This window comes from Streptomyces sp. NPDC090021, from assembly GCF_044748225.1.
Classification (GTDB): domain Bacteria; phylum Actinomycetota; class Actinomycetes; order Streptomycetales; family Streptomycetaceae; genus Streptomyces.
Genome location: NZ_JBIVFO010000027.1, coordinates 1 through 19,696, shown reverse-complemented (window position 1 = coordinate 19,696; position 19,696 = coordinate 1). Strand labels below are relative to the sequence as shown.

Genomic DNA, 19,696 nt, shown 5'->3' with positions numbered 1-19,696 from the left:
CGGTAGCGCACGATCGCGACGCTGGATGCGCCGGTGAACGCCACCTCTCCGTCGGCGAACCTCCAGCCGTGGTCGCAGAAGCGCCGCAGCTGGCTTCGGCGGATGCCGTGTTTTCGGAGGAGCCATCGGGCGATGCGGTGCCACGCGTGGTGGTCGATCGCGTTGGCGGGAGGCTGAGCGGGCCGAGCTGGAGCGGCTGCGCCGGGAGATAGGGGAGAGGAACAAGCGGATCCGGGAGCTGGAGATGGAGCGTGATGTCTTCAAGCGATGGATGGCCCTCTGGGTGAAGTGACCGAGAACGCCCCGGAGGCGGTAGTCGCCTTCATCGGTAACCAGAGGGTCGAGCATCGCGTCCCGCACCGGGTGTCCTGCCGGGTGGTCGGGGTGAGCGAGGCATGGTTCTACAAATGGCGCCGACGCCCCGACGAGCCGACGAAACGCGAGGTCAGGAGGGCGAGGCTGGAGGAGCGGATCATCCACTTCTTCACGGAGTCCGGCGGCACCTACGGCTCGCCGAGGATCACTTTGGACCTGTGGGCGGAGGGCTGGCAGGTGTCGGTGAACACGGCCGCGGAGATCATGGCCGAGCTCGGTCTGCAGGGCCGCAAGCCGCCCAGGCGGCGGTCGCTGACCCGGCAGGGCAAGCGGAAGGCTGCCCCTGACCTGGTGAATCGCCGTTTCGACGCGGTGGCCCCGGACGTGCTCTGGTACGGCGATATGACAGAGATCGAGACCGGCGAGGGCAAGATCTATCTGGCCACGGTCATCGATGCGTTCTCGCGCCGTTGCCTCGGCTACGCCATGGGCGAGCACCATGACGCGGCCTTGGTCGGGGCGTCGTTGAAGATGGCCGCCGCGGCGCGCGGCGGCCGAAGGGACGGGACTATCTTCCACAGCGACAGGGGAAGTGAGTACACGTCAGAGGCGTACGCCACCTGGATCACCGGGTTCTACAACCCGCGACGTAGGCACAGCGCGGCCGGCGGCCTGCCGCCGGAGGAGAGTTCGAACGAACCATCACCGAAGCACGCAAGAAGAGAGACCAGAGGTGCCAGGCCGCATAGGAGAGGTCTCTACGAAACCAGGGGATTGACACCGCCCGGCTCCCGGTCAGTGCAGGGTCAGCGTCAGGCTGGTCGGAGCGTCGTTGTTGGGCAGGATCGCCACCGAGCTCTGGTCGTGCACGTCGTCGTAGGCGAAGGCGTATGCCAGGCCGTCCACGCTGACCTTCCGGTCGTGGAAGTAGGCCGCGTAGTCGTTGTAAGTACCGCCCTTCGGGTAGTACTTCGCCGGGTCCGACCAGTCGTACAGCGTACCCCCGTCCTTGGTGTTCAGAGCGACTCCGCGGTTGAAGGCGGCGCAGACCTGGGCCCCGAGGTCCTTGGCGTCCTGGGTCATGCCAGCGTTCGCCAGCGCGCCGTCGCAGGCCATGATGTCCGCCGTGGACGGCTTGTCGAGGACGTTCGGGGCGCCACCGTTCTTGGTGAAGTGCAGCTTGCCGTCGGTTTCCACCTTGCCCTTGAACTCGATGCCGGGTGCCGGCTTCAGCTCGAACCCGGCCTTCCACGCGTCCCACGCGGTGGTCACCGTGCGGGCGAAGTAGTCCGCGTACTTCCCGCCCGGCTTGAACTCGGCGGAGGTGCGCGGCGCGGTGATGCGGTCCTTGCCCGCCAGCCCCTTGAAGGCATCCCCGACGGTCGCCTTGTAGCCGGCGACGACTGATTCCGCCGACGCCTTGATGCCCACCATCTTGTCGTACTTCGACGACTCCTGGACCAGCTGGGCCGTCATCGGGATGGCGAAGCCGTCCACCTGGGTGGTGTCACCACCGAACGAGACCTTTCCGTGCTGGTAGGTGTACTCGTAGAAGTCCCACTTGGTCTCGTGGTTGGGGTCCGACGGGTTCCCCGGGTCGGGCTGCTGGTACCCCTTGTCGCCGTCGGTGGCGTCCATGTACATGGGGTGGCCCAGGGACATGTAGATCCGGCCGCCTTCCAGGTGCTCGGGCAGCCTCAGGTCCTTGGCGGCCTCGGAGAGCTTGAAGGACATCCGAGGGTAGGCGCGACCGTCCTTGCGGTACACGTCGCTGCTGTTGACGTCCGCCGGATGGACGGGACGCATGGTGCCGTCGGCCTCCATGTAGGAGTAGTGACCGGGCGTCATCTGGCCGATGACGGTCAGGTAGACCTCTTCGGAGGGCTTGCCCGTCTCGTTCACCACCCGCAACGGGAAGGTCTTCTCGGTGGGGTCCGCCGACGGGGGAGTGGTCGGGTCGCCGGTCACCGGCTTGCCGTCCTTGCCGAACACGGCGGTGTCCCGCACGAGTCGGGTGTCTCCGAACGTGTAGTGGTAAGTGAAGTCGGCGTCGGCCCGCGGTCCCGACAGCACCCAACTGCCGTCGCCCTGGCGCTGCATCCGGAGACTCTGCTGCCCCTCCGGTGCGCCCTTGACGGTGTAGTGGACGTCGACCAGTGTGGTGGCCTCCTTGTCGGTCGGGGTGAACACGAACCTCGCCTTGCCATCGGCACCCTTGTACAACGACTGCTTGTACGAGGCGTCGGGAGCAACGGCGGTGTGCACACCGGCCCAGGCCGCCGGCGCCGCTTCCGTGGCGGAGGCGTGGGCCGGCACGGAAGCGAGCAGGCCCCCGGCGGTGCCGAGCGCGACGAGCGCGCCGATGACGGACTTCCTGGTGGCGGCCGCAGGCCGAACGGAGTTGGGGAACATGCGAGACCTCTCAGGGGAAAGCGGGGAATGCGAGAAACCGAAAGTGAATGGCAGAACGGGGGGAAGACCGAACGGAGGCGCAGGGAACCGGTGACGTGACCGTTGCGCCGCGGGTGAGTCGGCAGCTCTCGCGTCCTCATTCCACTATCCGCCTTGTGACACCCGCTGGTCGGAGCCCGAGCTCCGGCCCCGCACCGACGCGAGCACGGCGCCTACTCACCTCAGGATCCCCGCACATGGCTCTGAGCTGCGCCGACACCGGAGCCGGCAGAGCGCGAAGGTCGAGTCAGCGTGACGAGCCCCGCTCTCTCGTGTGACTCGGGTCACGCGTCAAAGGGGCTGGTCGTCGCCGCGCCAGGCGATGGTCGCCTCCCCCGGCCGGCCAGACAGCCTGGGACGATCGGAGGACCGACTCACCTCTTGAAGCTCGGAGGGCGGGAGTGCAGCACGCTGCCCGCAAGGCTGACCGTGCGGCCCGTGATCGCCTCCGCGCCGATTCCGACAATGGAGGAACCGTTTCCGCCCGTGATCAGGAGTCTCCGAAGTGACCAAGACCAACCGGCGGCGGCCGCGCCGCTCCGCTGTGGCCGGTGTCGCCACAGCGGCCCTCGCCTCACTGACCTTCCAGTACGCTGCCCCTGGCAGCGCCGCCGCTGCGGGCGGAGCCGCCTCAGCGCCCACCCTGGAGAACGGCGACTTCGAGGACAAGAAGGCCGAATACGCTCAGCCGTTCGACGGAGCTGGCGGGCTGCCTGGGTGGAAGGGCGGCGGCTGCAGCGGAGCAGTTGTGCCGAGCAAAATGACAGACGTCTGGCCTGAGGCCGCCTCCGGTGATCAGTTCGTGGGACTGGCCACCTGCATCGAGGGATCGGTCAGCCAGACCGTCGACACCGAACCCGGCACACGATACGTGTGGCGCGCCACCCAGCAGAGTGGCTCCTACATGACTCGCAACTGGATCGGTCTGGGCGACGGCAGCAAGTCCGACGGCTCCCACGAGCGCGTGATTCCCCTGAACGGCCGTGTCGGCGAACCCCTTTTCGGTGGCCAGGACGGGTGGAAGGAGTACTACGGCGTCTACCAGATACCCGAAGGCCAGACGAAGACCACCTTCCACTTCGGCACCGAGAACCTGCGCACCTCTTACCTGGACAACCTCCGCTTCGAGCCCGAACCCCACGTTACCGGTAGCACCTCGGCCCCCGCTGTCGTCCACACCGACAGTACCTTCCAGGTCACCACTGACCTTTCCCATGTCAAGGGCGAAGACCTGCACGACGCGGTGTACCGCGTGGCGCTGCCGACCGGAGTCGAGTACGTGGCGGACAGCGTCCGTGTCGGGGGACAGGGCGTCGGCGCGCGGGCCAAGGTGGAGAACGGCGTTCTCACCGTCCGGCTCGGCAGCGGCGCGAACGACGGGGCCGGCGGAACCACCCAGGCCGGCGACCGGCACAGCGTCACCTACTCGCTCAAGGTCGCGGGTGCGGCGCCTGGCGCGGACTTCACCATCGCACCGGAACTCACCTACCAGTGGCAGCCCATACCGGACCGCCAGACCACCAAGCCCGAGGCGCTCGGCACCACCCGGGTCCTACTCGCCACCACCGACCTGGCTCTGGAAGGTGCTTTCGCCGCCAAGCCCGTCGCGGGCAAGGACGTCGACTTCACCGTCAAGGTCCACAACAACGGCCCCGGAGCCCAGGAGGCCGCGAAGACCAGGCTCGTGCTCGAACTGCCCGACGGGCTCGCGAACGTCCGGACCACCAGCGGCCAGGAATGTGCGCCGGCCGGCGCCGGAGGCGTCGCCTGCGACCTGGGTAACATCGCCGCCGGCACCACGCACGAGGTGCGCTTCACCGGTAGCGTCGCGGACGACTGGAAGGCCGGTACCCCGCTGTCCGTCACGGCGACCGTGTCAACCACCAGTGCCGAGTCCGACACCACGAACAACCGGCAGTCGTTCACCGACGCTGTCGAACACGAGGCCGACCTTGCCGTCTCCATGCAGCTGCTGGGCGGCGGGCAGGTCAAACCGGGGGAGGAGCTCTCCTATGAGGTCATCGTGAAGAACGCCGGTCCCTCCCCGGCCCGGGACGTCGTCGTCGCCAACACCGTCCGGGCCGAAGGCATCCACGCCACGCCCGGCACCGGTACCTTCCAACACTCCCCCACCGGCGGCACGTGGCGCATCCCCGAACTGCCGAAGAACGGCACCGCCAAGCTCACCCTGCTGGGCAAGGCTCCCGCAGACCAGAACGACCTGCACCACACGGCCTCCGCCCTGACCGCGACACCGGAGTCCAAGCGGGACGACAACGCGGCGGCCCTCGGCACCAAGGTCGCCCAGGAGGCAGCCCTCAAGGTGGCCGTGGTCGCCAACAAGGCCGACGCCCGTCCCGGCGAGGTCGTGGAGTACACCGTCACCCTCAAGAACGAGGGTCTGTCCAAGGCCCACGACGTGGTGGTCACCGACACCCTGCCCGAAGGGATGGTCCGGCTCGCCACGGAGACCGCGGCCGGTACGTTCGACGCCGACACCGGCTCATGGCGGATCCCGGAGCTCAAGGGACAGGGGACCGCCAAGCTCATCGTCAAGGGCACCGCGCCCGCGGACCGCAACACCCTCGTCTACACCGCGACCGTGACAGGCTCTGCCACGAAGGACCGTTACGACGAGGACGGCCCCGGCACAGGTGAACCCGCACAGAATCACCGCTCCACGGCCACGACCACCGTCCAGCAGGCAGCGGACCTGACCGTCGCCCTCACGCCGCCCGCTGATCCGGTCAAGGAAGGAGGTACCGGCACGGTCCGGGTGATCGTGACCAACAACGGTCCGTCCACGGCCCACCAAGCCAAGGTGGTGATCGGCCTGCCGGGCAACGTCACGGATGTCAAGACCGGCAAAGACAGCGGCTTCACGGCGGACACCGGCACGTGGACGGTGGGCGACCTGCCGTCGGGCGGCAGCAAGGACCTGTCGATCGACTTCCGGGCCTCCGGCCCCGAGGAGCTTTACTTCGATGTCCTGGAACTGACGTCCCGCACCCCCGACCCGGTCCCCTGCGACGGCGTGGTCTGCGAGAGCATCACCGTCCCGGTGGAGGCCGGACAGGGAGGCGAAGAGCCGCCCCCCTCCGAGGAGCCGACCCCGGCCGAGGATCCCGGGACCGACCACGCCGACCCCGGTGCCCCGACGGGCGGTAACGATGGTGCCGGCAGCCCTGAGTCCGGCGGTGACGCCCCATCTGACACGACCACATCGGACGCGGCGGACGGCGGTGCCACCGGAGGTGTACTCGCATCGACGGGTAGCCAGGTGATCGCCCTCGCGGGCATCGCCGCGGCCTCGCTGGCGGCCGGCGCGGGCGTCCTCGTCTGGCGCCGCCGCCGAGCCTCCGCCGACTGACGGCGCACCGGCACACGTCGTGTGCAGCCCCGCAGATCGGTCCTTGCGGCCCGGTGGCGTCGCCCCCGCCCGGCCCCTTTCACCGGCCCACCTCGCTGGACCCGGCCGCCCGCGCAGCGGCCCCGGCGCGCGGGCGTGGAATACCCGGGGCTCTCCATCGCACCAGCTCGGGCTTCTCGTCCATGGGCACGCGAAAGAGGGCGGGCGGGCCGTTCGGCCCGCCCGCCCTCCTGGCGGAGTCGTCAGTCCTCGGAGGAGGCCGTCGCCCGCCGACGGCGGGCGACGTACACCGCTCCGCCGCCCAGTCCGGCCAGCACCGCGGCGGCGCCGGCCAGGGTAAGGGCCTGACTGCCGGTGTCCGCCAGGGAGCCGTCGCCGCCCGCGTCCGCCTCGGACTCGCCGGGGCCGTCCTCGGGCGCCTTGCTGTCCGACGGGGAAACGTTAGGGCTCGGCGAGGCGCTCGCGGACGGGGACCCGCTCGGGTTGGGGGTCAGCGTGGCGGACGGATCGGCCTTCGGCGTGCCATCGCCGCCCCCTTCACCGTCCTTCGGAGCGGCGGGTACCTCCGCCCGCGCCTGCCAGACGTTGGTCCCCGGGTCGAGATCCGGACTCTCCGTCTCCGCCTTCGTCGAGAGGTCGAGGGTCCGGCCCGCCGCCTCCGTGGAGAGCCGGTAACCCACCCGCAGCTCGGCGGAGGTCCCGGGTGCCAGATCGCCCACGGCGCAGGACACCTGCGAGCCGGTCACCCGGCAGTCCTTGGTGCCTCCTGCGGACAGCGCGACTGCGGCTTCGGCCTCCGTGCCGTCGGCCAGGTGCGGGAGGGCCGACGTGAGGACGACGGTGCGGGCCTTGGCCGGGCCCCGGTTCTCCACCTTGACCCGGTACTCCAGGTCCCCGCCGGCCTTGGCGGCGGCTGCGACCGAACCGGTCACCCGAAGGTCGGCGGCCGCCCTGATCACGGGCGGCTTCGCGTCCCGGGCGGTGAACTCCACCGGCTTGGACCCGCTCGACCAGTCCGCCCACGGAACCTCGGGAGCGATCACCTGGTCATCGGCCATGGCGTCCGGAGCCTTCACCTTGAAGGCCAGCGTGGCCGGCTTGTCCTTGTACAGACAGCCGTTCTGATAGAACTGGGGCGCCTCGGAGGAGAACGTGGCCCGGACCAGGCGCTTGGCCTGGTCGTACGCCCCCCAATCGTCGTTGCTCGCGTCAGTGACCGGTCGGCCGTCGAGCACCAGTGATCCGGGTACGTACTCGAAACCCTGGGGAAGCGCGTACACGGTGGACGCCCGGCACACCTGGGGGTCCGGCCTCGCCGTCAGGGCGGTCACGATCATCTTCACCTCCATCTCCTTACCAGGGGCCGCCACTACTTCCTTCTTGCCGTCGATGGCGGTGTCCACCACGACCGACTCCGCCGTGGGAACCGTCTCGGCCCAAGCGGCCGGCGCGATGGCGAGGAACGAAGCCGACAACGCGGCCAGCGATCCGATCCGGGCGGAGCGCGCTACCGGACCGGGCAGGGCGGGGCGGGGCGGGACGTACGAGATATGGAAGTGTCACCTCGGCGGGGAGAACAGGGCTGTGGCATGACATGTGGGGGCCGCGGCGCACGTGTGTACGCGCCCGTCCCGCTGCGCGTCATCCTGATACGGGATGCCGTCCGCCACCCCGGCCGACCGGGCACGCCGGAGGTCCGGGAACTGCCCCATCGCCCGCCCTGCCGGGCTCCGCGGAGATGCCCGCTCAACCAGCCGGTGCTAACGTGGAAGGATCATGGACGCGTCAGCAATGTCGGGTGCGGGCCCCCTCAAGTCTTTCTGGTTGCAGACGCTCGCACCGGCGCACCGCTACCCCTCCTCGATCCCCGGAGCCCCCGAGCTGTCGTTGCTCCAGCAGCGACGACTGGCCCTCAAGGCGCAGTCGGTGCTGCGGGCCGCCGTGATTCTCGGCATCGTCGCAGAACTGATGGTCTTTCCGCCACTCCAACGTCAGGCGGCCTCCGCCGCTCTGGTCGCGGTCTACGGCGCGTGGACCGTGTGGGTCCTGGTATGGGCCTGGCGGGAACGCCTGCAGATCCGCCCCGCCATGCTCGTCGTGGCCGACCTCGTGGCGCTGACCGCGCTGCTCGCGGTCACCGGCGACTTCACCGACCCGGGCTGGTCATCCACGCTGATCGACGACGCGTTCCTCTTCATCTCCATCATGGCCGCCTTCCAGTTCGAGCCGCGCGTCACCCTCATTGTGGCCCTCGCGGCGGCCGTGCTGTACGTGCTCAGCGTCGGCTTCGGCCAGAACTGGGGCGCGAACCCGTACTGGAAGTCCACCCTCATGCAGGGCCTGTACATCCTGCTCCTCGGGCTTGGCTGCGCCCTGCTCTCCGGCATCCAGGGCAGACGCGTCAAGATCATCGGCGATCTGCTGCAACACCGTGCCTGGCTACTGGCCAGGGTGATGTCCACGGAGGAGCGGGAACGCGACGAACTGGCGGAAACCCTGCATGACGGTGTCCTCCAGACGGTGTACGCAGCGCTTCACTTCATCCAGGAAGCGGCGGACGAGCACCCCAGCGAGGCACTGGACGAGGCCGACCGGATGTTGCGCGACGCAACCGCGCAGTTGCGGACCTCGGTGACCGTCCTGCACTCGGAGGTTCTGGAGACCCGCGGGCTGGCCCCCGCCCTGCGGGGCCTCGCCGAGCAGGCCGCGGCCAGGGGCCGGTTCCGGGTCGACGTACGGTGCGGTATCCACAGTGCGGGTCAGGTCGACCGGCTCCTCTACCGCACCGCGGGTGAACTCCTGAGTAACGTCGTCAAGCACGCAGGCGCGGACCATGTGACGGTCGTCCTCGCAAAGGACGAGGAACCCGGATGGGTCCGACTGGAGGTGGCTGACGACGGCGTCGGGATTCACCCGTCGACGTTGCGGAAGAAGCTCACCTCCGGCCATATCGGCATCAGCTCGCACCGCAGCCGGGTCGAAGGCGTCGGCGGCACGTTCGTGGTGCGCCAGAACACCCCAACCGGGACCGTCGTCGAGGTCCGTATCCCTTTGAAGGCTGCCGAGGACACCTCGCCCCCGCTCGGGGATCTCGCCGACGGACTGGGACCGCCCCCTGCCCCCTGAACCCCGGCCCGCGCGTCCGGGCCGGTACACCGGATGATCCCGAATACACTCCGAGCGGCGGCCGACGGGGTTCGCCCTTGGTGTAGTGGGGAGCGTCCCGGCCATGTTCGATCGACGATTCGTCGAATCGCTCGGAATCCCCGTGACGGGTGCGCGCCCGACGGAGGACGCGACCGTCCGGGGCGTCCTCTCCGCCTACCTGGCCGTGGCCCTGCGCCAACAATGCGGCCTTCGCCTGGTCCTGGCGGTGCTCATCACGCTGAGCATCCTTGTGAAGTCGCCGGTGCACCCGGTGCTCTCCCTCTCGATCGCCGGCGCGTACTGCGCCGTGAGCCTGGCTCTGTTCGTGGCTGCGCTGCGGGACCGGCTGCCCTCGATCTGGCTGACACCGCTCGTCGACCTCGCAGCCCTTTCCGCCCTGGTGTTGTCGACGGGGGTCATCACCGCCCGCCGGTGGACGTCTCCGTTCCTCGCCGAACAGTTGTACGTCCTGGTCCCGGTTCTGGCTGCCTTCCAGCTCAACCCGCGTATCACCGCGGCCGCCACGGCGGCCGCCACGCTGACGTTCGGTGCGGTGGCGTGGAGTGACCTGCACTCGACGGAGAAGGTCCGAATCATCCTGGTCCACTCGGCTCTGCTTGCTTTCGTGGGGTTCGCCTGTACCGCCCTGTCCAGAATCCAGCAGTCCAGGGTGATCACGATCGGCACGCTCGCGACGGAAATCAAACGACTCCTCGCGCAGGTCATGTCGGTCGAGGACCGGGAGCGGCGGCGCCTGTCGGAGTTCCTGCACGACGGCCCCCTGCAAGGGGTCCTGGCTGCCCGGCTCGACATCGAGGAGGCCGCCGCGGACTTCGAGGCCGCGCGGCTGGACGCACTGCGGCGCGCCGATGGTGCACTGGACGAGGCGTCCCGCCAACTCCGCTTGACGGTAACAGAATTGCACCCGGAAGTGCTCGAACGGGCTGGCCTGGAAAAGGCGCTGCGAGACCTCGCGGCCCGGTCCGGCGACCGTGCGGCTTTCACCACGCGCGTCACGTGTGCGGTACCGACCCTCGGCAGGGAACTCGACCGCATCCTGTACCACTGCGCACGGGAACTGCTCGCCAACGTTGTCAAGCACGCCGGTGCCACCCGTGTCGACGTCAACCTGATTGTGGAGCGCGACCAGGCCCGACTGGAGGTCCTCGACGACGGAGTCGGCATCCCGGCGGGCGCCGTGCGCCACAGCGTGGAGAACGGCCACATCGGGCTCGGCTCGCAGCAGATCAGGCTGGAGGAGGCGGGCGGGCGGCTGACGCTGGACCGTCGCGATCCGCGCGGCACCGCGGCCGTCGCCACCCTCCCCCTCAGGCCCACCGGCAGTCTCTGACCGCCCCATGTCGATGCCCGAGCGGATTGTCGGATCGCCGTCACGCACATGGACATGTTCGCGACCCGAACGGAACCTTAGGCTCTCCCTAAGGTCTGCTTGCAGCGACACGCTGAGCCGAACAGGAACGTAGACTCTCCAGGGAGTTGCAAACGCGAACGGGAGTGCCTGTGCTTTGGGCGTCGAACCTTCTCGTGCGCCCGTCCTAGGAGACCCCGGGTGAGACACCGTGCCAATCGCCGCCACCGACGGTCGCCTGCCCTCGCCCGGTCGCGCGCCAGGGCGGCAGCGGTCGGCATGGGAGGGCTTGCCCTGACAGCGGCGTGCGTAGCGGGGTCGGACGTCCTCATGCCCTCCTCGGACAGCCTGCGGGCCACCGCCCACGTGGGGTCCGCTCCCGCCTCCCCGGGGTTCGACTCGTCCTCTGACATCACCCTGCCCGCGCCCGCCACCCCACCTTCACCCCGTCCCACTCCGCTCGCGCCCACCGCTCCGCCCTCCGCCCCTGCCCGGCCTGCTCCGTCCAAGGTCGCACCCTCGCCGGCCCCCGTCCTCCCGAAGCCACCGAAGCCCTCGAAAACCGCCGTCAAGCCCACGACCAAGAAACCGACTCCCTCCAAGCTCCCCGCCCCGACGCCCGGCAAGGTCCTCTCAGCGGAGTCGGCCGACACGCGGGGTGCCGCGCGCACCACCCCCGCCACCGCCCCCGGAGGCCAGGCCGAGGAGGTCATCCGCCTGACGAACGTCGCGCGCGCCGCGGCCGGGTGCTCCGCTCTGAAGCCCGATGCCTCCCTCACCAAGGCTGCCCAAAGCCACAGTGACGGGATGGCGGCGTCCCGCACCATGTCCCACACCGGCGCCGACGGCTCCCAGCCCGCTGACCGCATCGCGGCCACGGGATACCGCTGGTCCCGCACCGGCGAGAACATCGCGACGGGACAGCGGGATGCCGCGTCCGTGATCGACGCCTGGATGAACAGCCCCGGCCATCGGGCCAACATCCTCAACTGCGCCTTCACCGAGATCGGAGTCGGTGTGAGTACCACCGGCGGCTCCTGGTGGACCCAGAGCTTCGCCACTCCGGCCTGATGCCGGCGCCCGGCAACCACTGCTGACACCGCCCGATCGGGCAACCGTCCGACCGGCAGGGTGCCCCAGCGGTCATCCGGACGACGGACCGATCGGAGGGCTCGGTCCCCCCCCCACGTCCTCTGGTGCCCTGAAGGGGACGGATCGACCGGATGGCCACGGAGAGGTTACGGACCCGTGAGGGAGCGTACCGGGAGCGGCAACGAGCACCGCGTGAGCGTCCGCGCTCTCGTCGTCTGGGGCACCGGGGCCCTGGTCTGTCTGATCGCGGTCATGGACGGAGCGACCCTGGGCATCGTCGGCCTGGAGGCCGCGGACCGCTTCCATGTCGACCCGGCGATGCTCACTGCGTTCTGCCTGGTCCAAATAGTCGTGTACATGATGATGTAGACCCCCACGGGCATGCGCGTCGACCGCTTCGGCGCGAAGTCCGTTCTCGTGGCCAGCCTGATGCTCCTGACCGCCGGGCAGCTCGGCTTCGCCTTCTCTTCGTCCTGTACAGAGGCGCTGCTGTCCCGAGCCGTCCTGGGGTGCGGCGACGCGATGACCTGAGCTGTACTGAGATTTGTGGAGTCCTTGATGCCAGGGTTACGGTCCTGGCGAAGGAGAACCACCAGCAGCATGGCAGCACCCCGTAAATATCCGGACGAACTCCGCGAGCGCGCGATTCGCGAGGTTCGCACCACCGGCCGCCCGATCGCGCACGTCGCGAAGGACCCGGGCATCCACAAGGAGGCCTTGCGCGGCTGGGTCCGCCAGCCGAGGCCGACCGCGGCGAGCGGGACGACCGGCTCACCACTGCCGAGCTGGACGAGCTCAAGCAACTTCGCAAAGAGGCGGGGTCGTCGGTGGGCATGCCGAGGAGTTCGTGCAGGTCACGGACCCGGAAGTCCTGGTCGGGGTGCTGGTTGAAGGCGTTCACGATGGCCTGGTAGGCGGTGGACTGCTCGTCCGGCTGGGCTGCGGTTCGGGTCGGTGCGAACTCGGTGAAGACCTTTCTGGCTGTGGCCAGTTCGGTCAGACGGGCCTCGGCCTCGCTCGGGGCGGTGGTGAGGTGCTCGATCTGCCGGCGGAGGTCGTCGGCCCTGGCCGCGGCCCGGTCGTGCTCGGCCTGCGGGCTGGTCAGGAGTGCGGTGAGGTCGTTGTTCATGCGGCCGCCACGAACTCGTCGCGCCAGGCCGGGGAGGGCGTGGTGAGGCGGCGGGTCATGTTCGCGGTGGCCGCCCAGGAGACGCGGGAGGCGGAGTTGTCGGGCCGGTGGTCGTACTCGCGGGCCAGACGGCGGTGGAGCATCAAGGTGCCGTTGACCTGCTCGACTACCCACCGCTTCGGCTGCGGGACGAACCCTTTTGGCCTTGTCGGCGGGGGTGCGGTGCACAGTCTCGACGGTGATGCCGAGCAGGGCGCCGTGAATGACGGTCTCGTCCTTGAACCCCTGGTCCACCAGGGCCTTCTCCAGCCGGTTCCCGCACCGCTCGGCGGCCTGCGTGAGCAGGGCGGTGCCGGCGGTGTTGTCGTGGGCGGAGGCGGTGAGCACGACGACCCCGATGATCAGGCCCAGGACGTCGACCACGAGCCCGCGCTTGCGGCCCGGCGTCTTCTTGTTCGCGTCCAGCCCCGTCGTGGGCTTCGGCACCCCGGCCGCCGCGCGGACGGACTGGGTGTCGATGACCACGAGGGACGGGTCCTCTAATCGCTTGGCTCTCTCCCGCACCTGGCAGCGCAGGAGTTCCTGTATTCGCTGGTCAAGGCCGTCCCGGCGCCACAGCGTGAAGTAGTAGAACACCGCCGACCACGCGGGCAGGTCGTGCGGGAGGTAACGCCACTGACATTGATACTCGTAGCGGGTTCCGGTGGTCGTGGCTCTGCCACTGACTGACAGCCCGTCCGGTTCTGATAGAAGATCGCGTTCACGACCTCCCGCAGATCGCAGGAGCCCGGATCCCCCGTCGCCGACGCAAAGCGCCAGGTCCTCCTGGAGAGAGCAGGTCGGCTGTGCCCGCCAGTGACAATCGCCTTCGGCGTTCTCCGCTTGCCTGTGGTCGATCGGCCGGGAAGCCGGAGGAAGGCGCCGCAGCGCGAGTCCGGTTCCCGACGAGATGCCGTCCGGGGGCCCGCTTCGGATGCCGGGTCGGCGCTTCGCGTCCGGTCGCGGAGTGGCGCACGCTCCTGGGGAGTCGGCCGGTGGACCATGTGGGGCGTGGCGGTGAGCCGCAGGACGTGGGGATGGTGGGTGTGGACGACGATCTGGCCGACGGCTTCTGTACAGGGTGCCCCCCGGGGAGGATCCGGACAGCAGGGCCGGCCGCCCGGCAAGCGTGCGTGCCGGACCCCACCGGGCAGGCAGGACTTCGCGGACACGGCCTGGGGGCGGGTGCGTGTGCTGGAGGCATGAAGCGGTCGGCAGCGGGCGCGTGCGTCGGCGGACGTCTGCACGGCACCCTGTGCGTTGCGGGCCGGCGCGCTCCGTCCGGGCCGGGCCGCAACAGAACCCGGTCCGTGCCCTGATGGGCCCGGGATCCGAACGGGAGGGCCACCGCGTCTACCTCGTGGCCGCAGTCGCCGGATGTCTGGTGGGACTTGTCGGGGGAGCGTTCCGGTGGTGTCTGCTCCACGCCGCAGGTGTGCGTGATGCGGTTCTGGAGACCTCAGACGGACTGGGCGGCCCCGCGTGGCTGCTGCCGGTGGCTTTCACAGCGGTCGGCGCGGCCCTCGCGTGCGCCATCGCCCAGTGGGTGCCGTACGCGGCGGGCAGCGGCATCCAGCACGTGGAAGCCGTCTGGCGGAAGGAAGGGGAGACCGGAGTCCTGTGGCTGCTGCCCGCCAAGTTCTTCGGCGGCGTCATCGCCATCGGTTCGGGCCTGGTGCTCGGGCGGGAGGGCCCGACCGTGCACATGGGCGCGTCGATCGGTGTCGAGGCGGGCCATCGGGCGCGGCTGGGAGGAGAGGATGTCCGGCTCCTCCAGACCGCGCTCGGCGGAGCGGGACTGGCGGTGGCGTTCGGCGCCCCCCTCGGGGGCCTGCTGTTCGTGTGCGAGGAAGTGACTCGGACGGTGCGGCCCCGGCTGGTCCTGCTCGCGCTCATCGGCACGGCCACGGCCGTGTCCTGCTCCTGGCTCGTCGTCGGCGGCGGGCTCGTCTTTCCCATGCCCGAGGTGTCCGCCCCCGGTCTGTGGCTGCTGCCCGTCTTTCTGCTGTTCGGAGTCACGGCCGGGGGGCTCGGGGCGGCCTACAGCGGCCTCGTGGTCGGCACGCTCTCCTTCTTCGATCGGCTCACGAAGGTGCCGGTCGTGGCCAGGGCAGCCGTCATCGGCGCTGTCGTCGGCCTGCTGCTGGTGCTCGAACCTGCGGTGGTGGGGGACGGGGACCCGCTGAGCCAGCAGTTGCTGGAAGGCCGCGGTCTCGCGGTCACCCTGCTGACCTGGTACCTCGTCGTACGGTTCGTCACGGGCCCGCTCAGCTACGCGGCCGCGACCCCCGGTGGGCTCTTCGCCCCGTTGCTGGCGCTGGGCGCTCTGTGGGGGGCACTGGCCCACACCTCGGTGGCACCGTTGCTGCTCGGGCACGGGCCCGGCACCGTCGCGTTCGCGGCGGTAGGAATGGCGGCCCTCTTCGCCGCAGTCGTACGCGCGCCGGTCACGGGCCTCGTGCTGGTCGTCGAGATGACCGGCGCCACCTCGCTGATCGTCCCGATGCTGGCCGCCTGCTTCGCGGCGACGCTGACCGCGGACGTGCTCGGCAGCCGCCCCGTCTACGACAGCCTGCGTCAGCGCATGCTGGAGCGTCCCTGACGACGCGGTCGCGTGGAGCCCCGCGGCTTGCCTGGGAGAAATGAGAATAGAAGTGGAGGAATAGATGGAATTGTTTAATGCTCCTATTGGGCGGGTTACCGCCCCCTCAGGAGCCCTTCGACCACGTGAAGCAGAAGGTGCCCGCCTGCGGGATCCCGCAGGAGACCGACGCGCTGTCTTACGCGGCGTGCGAGTAGATCGTGGACAGATACGTCCACGGCGTCCAGCGGGACCAACGGGCCTACGCCCATGATTTCTGCCTCAGGACCGCGGACTGCGGGGTGAGGCGCGTTTCATCACCGGTGACCCCATGTCGGGCAAGTGCGATAACGTCGCCGTCCTTACCGGGGTGGGGTCCGAGGTCGCCCTGCGTTACCGACCCCGAGGCCCCTCCTCCAGGCATCGAAGGCGGGAGAGCCATGTCCCGTAGTGCGTCAGTCGATGTCGGGGCCGCCGTCGCGGCTTCGCTCCAGATGGTGCTCGATGGTGGAGAGGTTCGCCCGCACCCGGTCGCGTTCGGGATTCCCGGCGAGCGCGCGGCGTATCGCTTCGAGGGCTTCGGTGAGATGAAGCTCCCCCGTGACCGTGGACAGCGGAAACTTACGCTGCGGGGGTGAAGTCGCGTTGCAGTCGGACCCGGGTTCCGAGTGGGGTGATGTAGCCGAACTCGGGGTGTCTGCGGAGTCTGCTGCGGTTGTACTCGACCTCGATGAAGCGGAAGATGTCGGCGCGGGCTGCGGCCCGGGTCGCCCACACGCTGGTGCCGATCTCTGATTTCAGGACGGCGAACCAGCTTTCCGCGGCGGCGTTATCGTAACAGGAGCCGACACGGCCCATGGATTGCCTCATACCCAACTTGCGTATCTCTTTGCGGAATTCGTCACTCGTGTATTTCGATCCGCGGTCGGTGTGCATGACGCAGCCCGGCTCCAGGCCGCCCCGGCCCGCGGCCATCCGCAGTGCCGCCACCGGCAGCTCGGCCCGGTGGTGGTCGGCCATGGCCCAGCCGACCACCTTCCGCGTCGCGAGATCGACGCAGGTGGCCAGGTAGACCTTGCCCTCGGCCGTGACCAGTTCGGTCATGTCCCCGACCAGACGCATCCCCGGCCGCGGTGCGGTGAAGTCCCGCCGGACCAGGTCGGCGGCGAACACCGCCCGCCTCGCCTGCCGGGTCAGACAGCGCCGCCGGCGCCGGGTGACCCCGATGATGCGGTGCTCGCGCATCAGCCGATCCAACCCTCTTCTCATTGACCACCCGCCCGGCCCGGCGCAGGGCGGCACGGATCCGCGGGGCGCCGTAAGCGCCGCGCGAGGCAGCGTGCAACACCCGGATCTCCGCCACGAGTTCGGCCTCCGCGCGCTGCCGCAGCCGTCGGGCCGACCGGGAGGCCATCCAGGCGTAGTACGCCGAGCGGGATACCTTCAACACCCGGCACAGGAACGCCACCGGACGGCCGCCGGGATTGCTCTCGGAAGCCTTCTCCGCATCGATGAACGCGCAGCGCGCGGCTACTTCGTCTTCTGCTGCGCGAAGAAGGCGGTCGCTCTTCCCAGCACCTCGATCGTCGCCTCCTGCTCGCGGACCTTCCGCCGCAGCCGGGCCAGCTCCTCGCGCTCGGCCGTGGTCAGCGCCCCGGCAGGTCCCTCACCCCGGTCGATCTTCGCCTGCTTGACCCAGTTCCGCAGGCCCTCCGGGCTGACGCCCAGGTCCTGGGCAACCTCGGTGACGGTCTTGCCCGACGACAGCGCCAGCGCGACCGCGTCCCGCTTGAACTCGGCCGTGTACCGCTTACTCATGTTGCTCTTCTTGCTCACTACCTGTGACTGCTTCCTCCGGGACCATCCGTCCCAGTATCAGGCTGTCCAGGTCACAGGGGGAGCCTCAAAGACGGCGGCGACGCCCTGTACGGCGGCCTCGGCAACGACGCCGTTTCGGGCGGCGTCGGCGACGATGCCCTCAACGGCGGCGCCGGTACCAACACCAACGACGGCGGCCCCGGCCGAAACGTCTGCTCCGCGCCGTTCACCGGCCCCGGCTGCAACTGACTGCGCCCCGTTTCACGAGGCCGAACCGCCGGGAAGCGGTCACCGGCCGGGCCGTCACGCCGGCCCGGCCGGTGACGTGAGAGCGGGACGCCCTCACCCTCCGAAGGGACTGCCGTCCTGGGCGCACCGGGCGCCCTCGGGCGGCAGCGCGCCCGACATCAGGTAGGCGGAGATGTGGCCCTGGGCACAGGTGCTGGGGTTGAGGAGTTCCGTGTGCCCGTAGCCGTCGACCGTCAACAGCCTGCTGCCGGACAGCTCCTGTGCTGTCTTAAGGGAACTGTCGTACGGCGTCGCGGGGTCGAAGGTGTTCCCCACCACCAGGGCGGGCGTGGCCATGGCGCGGTCCCACGGACCGGAGTAGGGGTGCGCGGCCTTCACGGACCAACCGGTGCACACCGCCGCCCAAGGCCACAATGTGTGTCCGGCCCGCGCGTAGGAGGCCCTGGCCTGCTCGGCGTAGCCGTCTACGGTGGCCGGGTTGGGGCTCTCACCGCAGATCACGGCCCGCTGGCGGCCGACACTCGTCGCATAGGGCTGCGCAGAGGGCGCGGTGGTCGGGGAACGGCCGCCCGCGGAGGCGGACGGCGCCGAGGGCCGGGTGTCGGACGGTCCGGTGGTCGGAGTTCCGGACGGTGTGGGGATGGGAGTGGCTGTCCTACCGCTCTCCTCCCAGGCCTCCTGCAGCATCGCGGCGGTGCCGGCCCAGCCGGGAAAGCGTTCGAAGCCGGGGACCGGTCGGACGGTGTAGAGCGTGCTCTGCGCGGCCACCAGCAACGACAGGCCGTCCGCCCGCTGCCCGTCGAGGTCCACCGGCCTCGCTGTTGCGCGCCGCGTCAACTCGGCCCACTTCGCGCGGGTTGCGCCTGGGGAGCCGGCGGAGAACGGACAGGCCTTGGCGTCCGCTCTGCCGCATTGGAGGAGGAACTCCGCGAAGGTCGCGGACATCCCCCTGTCGGATCCCACCCGAAGGAAGGTCGAGAGCGCCGGAGCCCGGGTGGCGGTGAGCCCGCCCGGTATCCACGCGGTGGGGAACGCCGCTCCGTCGAGCACGGCGGCTCGCACCCGGTCGGGGAACATGTTCATGTACGTCGCGCCGAGGAACGTACCGTACGAGGTCCCGTAGTACGTGAGTTTCTCGTCCCCCACTGCCTGCCGGAGCAGGTCCAGGTCACGGGCGTTGTCGGCGGTCGAGACATGGGCGAGGAGGTTTCCGGCCTGCTGGACGCAGCGCTCGTTGAGCCGGGTCTGGAAGGCGACCATCTCTGACATCTGACGGCTGGTCACCGGCAGTGAGGCGGGCGCGTCAGCCATGAATCCCTCCTCGTCGGCGGCCGAGTCGAAGCACTGGACGACCGGTGTGGTCCGGCCGCCCATACCTCGGGGATCCCAGCTGACGATGTCGTAGCGCCGCTTGACTTCCGCCGGGAAGCCCTCGACGGCGGCGGGCAGGTACGCCGTCCCCGCGTCGCTCGGGCCGCCCGGATTCCAGAAGAGGGTGCCCGACTTGCGGGCGTCGTCTGCGGGACGCCGGATCAGGGCCAGCGTGAAGCTCCCGGCCCCGGGTCGCTCGTAGTCCATGGGGACGACGGCCGTGGCGCAGGTGAGTCCGGTGGTGGACGCCTGGCCCTGGGGGGCTGCGGGGCACGCCCGCCATGCCAGGACGGGCACCTCGGGTGGCTCCGGTGCTGCCGCGGGCGGGGCCAATGCCGTGGTCCCGACCAGCAGGAGGGGTACCAACCAGCCCAGTGGCGGGCGCTTCGCTCTACCCATGACGGCCACCTCAGGAATCATGACCCGGCCTCACCGCCGGGCCCGACCATACGGACGGACAAGACGCACCGGACTTGAGGGTTCGAGGCGCACGGCTCGGGGCACCCGCCCCAAGTGTCAGTGACGGCTTTCAGAGTACGACCGTACGGGTGAGTGTGCCCGTCCGCGCCTTCTGGGAGGTAGGGGAAGCCCCCTCGTCAATGGGGCCTGAACTGTCGGTCATCCGCCTGCTGGGTGTGGTGGCGTCGCGTCGGTGGCCCATCGCCCTCCGCCCCGTTACCTTTCTCGTGGCCCCGAAACGGGGCGCCTGGCCCCCGGGCCCGGTATGGCTGTCTGCCCCCTGTCGAAGGGATGACCTGGGGGGTG

The 19,696-nt window shown here is 69.8% G+C and carries 14 protein-coding genes and 3 pseudogenes; 10 read left to right on the top strand and 7 right to left on the bottom strand.

All coding sequences use genetic code 11. From position 1 onward, the window contains the following. Window positions 1–267: 267 nt before the first annotated feature. Window positions 268–930: pseudogene (locus ACIPXC_RS21905) on the top strand (IS3 family transposase); the annotation flags it as partial. A 180-nt stretch (window positions 931–1,110) separates the two neighbouring features. Here the strand turns inward: ACIPXC_RS21905 and ACIPXC_RS21900 are convergent. Further along, window positions 1,111–2,727: a glycoside hydrolase family 64 protein gene (locus tag ACIPXC_RS21900; protein ID WP_401620701.1), complete on the bottom strand. Its 1,617-nt coding sequence runs from the start codon at window positions 2,725–2,727 to the stop codon at window positions 1,111–1,113. A 544-nt stretch (window positions 2,728–3,271) separates the two neighbouring features. On the opposite strand from ACIPXC_RS21900, the gene ACIPXC_RS21895 reads away from it, so the two are divergent. Next, window positions 3,272–6,136 (top strand): CARDB domain-containing protein, encoded by a 2,865-nt coding sequence (locus ACIPXC_RS21895; protein WP_401620698.1) that lies wholly within the window; start codon window positions 3,272–3,274, stop codon window positions 6,134–6,136. Between the two features lie 242 nt (window positions 6,137–6,378). Here ACIPXC_RS21895 and ACIPXC_RS21890 read toward each other — a convergent pair whose 3' ends face one another. Beyond that, a complete protein-coding gene (locus ACIPXC_RS21890) occupies window positions 6,379–7,611 on the bottom strand; it encodes an LPXTG cell wall anchor domain-containing protein (RefSeq protein WP_401620695.1) in 1,233 nt (410 codons plus the stop codon). Window positions 7,612–7,912: 301 nt separating this feature from the next. On the opposite strand from ACIPXC_RS21890, the gene ACIPXC_RS21885 reads away from it, so the two are divergent. From ACIPXC_RS21885 to ACIPXC_RS21860, 6 genes are all read left to right on the top strand, one after another. Beyond that, window positions 7,913–9,262, top strand: coding sequence for a sensor histidine kinase (locus tag ACIPXC_RS21885; protein WP_401620693.1), 1,350 nt, complete (start codon window positions 7,913–7,915; stop codon window positions 9,260–9,262). A 103-nt stretch (window positions 9,263–9,365) separates the two neighbouring features. Continuing rightward, on the top strand, window positions 9,366–10,634 hold the full coding sequence (locus tag ACIPXC_RS21880) for a sensor histidine kinase (protein ID WP_401620691.1): 1,269 nt from the start codon (window positions 9,366–9,368) through the stop codon (window positions 10,632–10,634). Window positions 10,635–10,931: 297 nt separating this feature from the next. Then, entirely contained in the window at window positions 10,932–11,723 is a 792-nt protein-coding gene (locus tag ACIPXC_RS21875) for a CAP domain-containing protein (protein WP_401620688.1), read from the top strand. A gap of 177 nt (window positions 11,724–11,900) precedes the next feature. After that, the gene (locus ACIPXC_RS21870; protein WP_401620685.1) at window positions 11,901–12,113 is read left to right on the top strand and encodes a hypothetical protein; all 213 of its coding nucleotides are present in this window, start codon (window positions 11,901–11,903) and stop codon (window positions 12,111–12,113) included. 12 nt (window positions 12,114–12,125) lie between these two features. After that, window positions 12,126–12,275, top strand: a complete 150-nt coding sequence (locus tag ACIPXC_RS21865; protein WP_401620683.1) for a hypothetical protein — start codon at window positions 12,126–12,128, stop codon at window positions 12,273–12,275. Window positions 12,276–12,302: 27 nt separating this feature from the next. Beyond that, on the top strand, window positions 12,303–12,635 hold the full coding sequence (locus tag ACIPXC_RS21860; RefSeq protein ID WP_401620929.1) for a transposase: 333 nt from the start codon (window positions 12,303–12,305) through the stop codon (window positions 12,633–12,635). A gap of 234 nt (window positions 12,636–12,869) precedes the next feature. Here the strand turns inward: ACIPXC_RS21860 and ACIPXC_RS21855 are convergent. After that, window positions 12,870–13,736, bottom strand: a pseudogene (locus ACIPXC_RS21855) (IS5 family transposase). Window positions 13,737–14,347: 611 nt separating this feature from the next. Here ACIPXC_RS21855 and ACIPXC_RS21850 point away from each other — a divergent pair. Continuing rightward, on the top strand, window positions 14,348–15,514 hold the full coding sequence (locus ACIPXC_RS21850) for a ClC family H(+)/Cl(-) exchange transporter (RefSeq protein WP_401620681.1): 1,167 nt from the start codon (window positions 14,348–14,350) through the stop codon (window positions 15,512–15,514). Window positions 15,515–16,114: 600 nt separating this feature from the next. Here ACIPXC_RS21850 and ACIPXC_RS21845 read toward each other — a convergent pair. From ACIPXC_RS21845 to ACIPXC_RS21835, 3 genes and pseudogenes are all read right to left on the bottom strand, one after another. Further along, on the bottom strand, window positions 16,115–16,738 hold the full coding sequence (locus ACIPXC_RS21845) for an IS3 family transposase (protein ID WP_401620678.1): 624 nt from the start codon (window positions 16,736–16,738) through the stop codon (window positions 16,115–16,117). A 19-nt stretch (window positions 16,739–16,757) separates the two neighbouring features. Then, a pseudogene (locus ACIPXC_RS21840) lies at window positions 16,758–16,907 on the bottom strand (IS3 family transposase); the annotation flags it as partial. Window positions 16,908–17,023: 116 nt separating this feature from the next. Further along, window positions 17,024–17,311 (bottom strand): transposase, encoded by a 288-nt coding sequence (locus ACIPXC_RS21835; RefSeq protein WP_401620675.1) that lies wholly within the window; start codon window positions 17,309–17,311, stop codon window positions 17,024–17,026. 27 nt (window positions 17,312–17,338) lie between these two features. Between ACIPXC_RS21835 and ACIPXC_RS21830 the strand changes: the two genes are divergently transcribed. Then, window positions 17,339–17,560 carry a hypothetical protein gene (locus ACIPXC_RS21830; RefSeq protein WP_401620926.1) on the top strand — a complete coding sequence of 74 codons (222 nt, stop codon included), beginning with the start codon at window positions 17,339–17,341 and terminating at the stop codon, window positions 17,558–17,560. Between the two features lie 93 nt (window positions 17,561–17,653). On the opposite strand, the gene ACIPXC_RS21825 is transcribed toward ACIPXC_RS21830, so the two are convergent. Further along, window positions 17,654–19,330 (bottom strand): alpha/beta fold hydrolase, encoded by a 1,677-nt coding sequence (locus ACIPXC_RS21825; protein ID WP_401620673.1) that lies wholly within the window; start codon window positions 19,328–19,330, stop codon window positions 17,654–17,656. Window positions 19,331–19,696: the final 366 nt, after the last annotated feature.

Coding starts and splice junctions, on each gene's coding strand:
- ACIPXC_RS21845 (WP_401620678.1), bottom strand. CDS start 16,738: ATGCGCGAGCACCGCATCATCGGGGTCACCCGGCGCCGGCGGCGCTGT.
- ACIPXC_RS21825 (WP_401620673.1), bottom strand. CDS start 19,330: ATGGGTAGAGCGAAGCGCCCGCCACTGGGCTGGTTGGTACCCCTCCTG.
- ACIPXC_RS21835 (WP_401620675.1), bottom strand. CDS start 17,311: ATGAGTAAGCGGTACACGGCCGAGTTCAAGCGGGACGCGGTCGCGCTG.
- ACIPXC_RS21875 (WP_401620688.1), top strand. CDS start 10,932: ATGGGAGGGCTTGCCCTGACAGCGGCGTGCGTAGCGGGGTCGGACGTC.
- ACIPXC_RS21900 (WP_401620701.1), bottom strand. CDS start 2,727: ATGTTCCCCAACTCCGTTCGGCCTGCGGCCGCCACCAGGAAGTCCGTC.
- ACIPXC_RS21865 (WP_401620683.1), top strand. CDS start 12,126: ATGCGCGTCGACCGCTTCGGCGCGAAGTCCGTTCTCGTGGCCAGCCTG.
- ACIPXC_RS21885 (WP_401620693.1), top strand. CDS start 7,913: ATGGACGCGTCAGCAATGTCGGGTGCGGGCCCCCTCAAGTCTTTCTGG.
- ACIPXC_RS21860 (WP_401620929.1), top strand. CDS start 12,303: ATGCCAGGGTTACGGTCCTGGCGAAGGAGAACCACCAGCAGCATGGCA.
- ACIPXC_RS21880 (WP_401620691.1), top strand. CDS start 9,366: ATGTTCGATCGACGATTCGTCGAATCGCTCGGAATCCCCGTGACGGGT.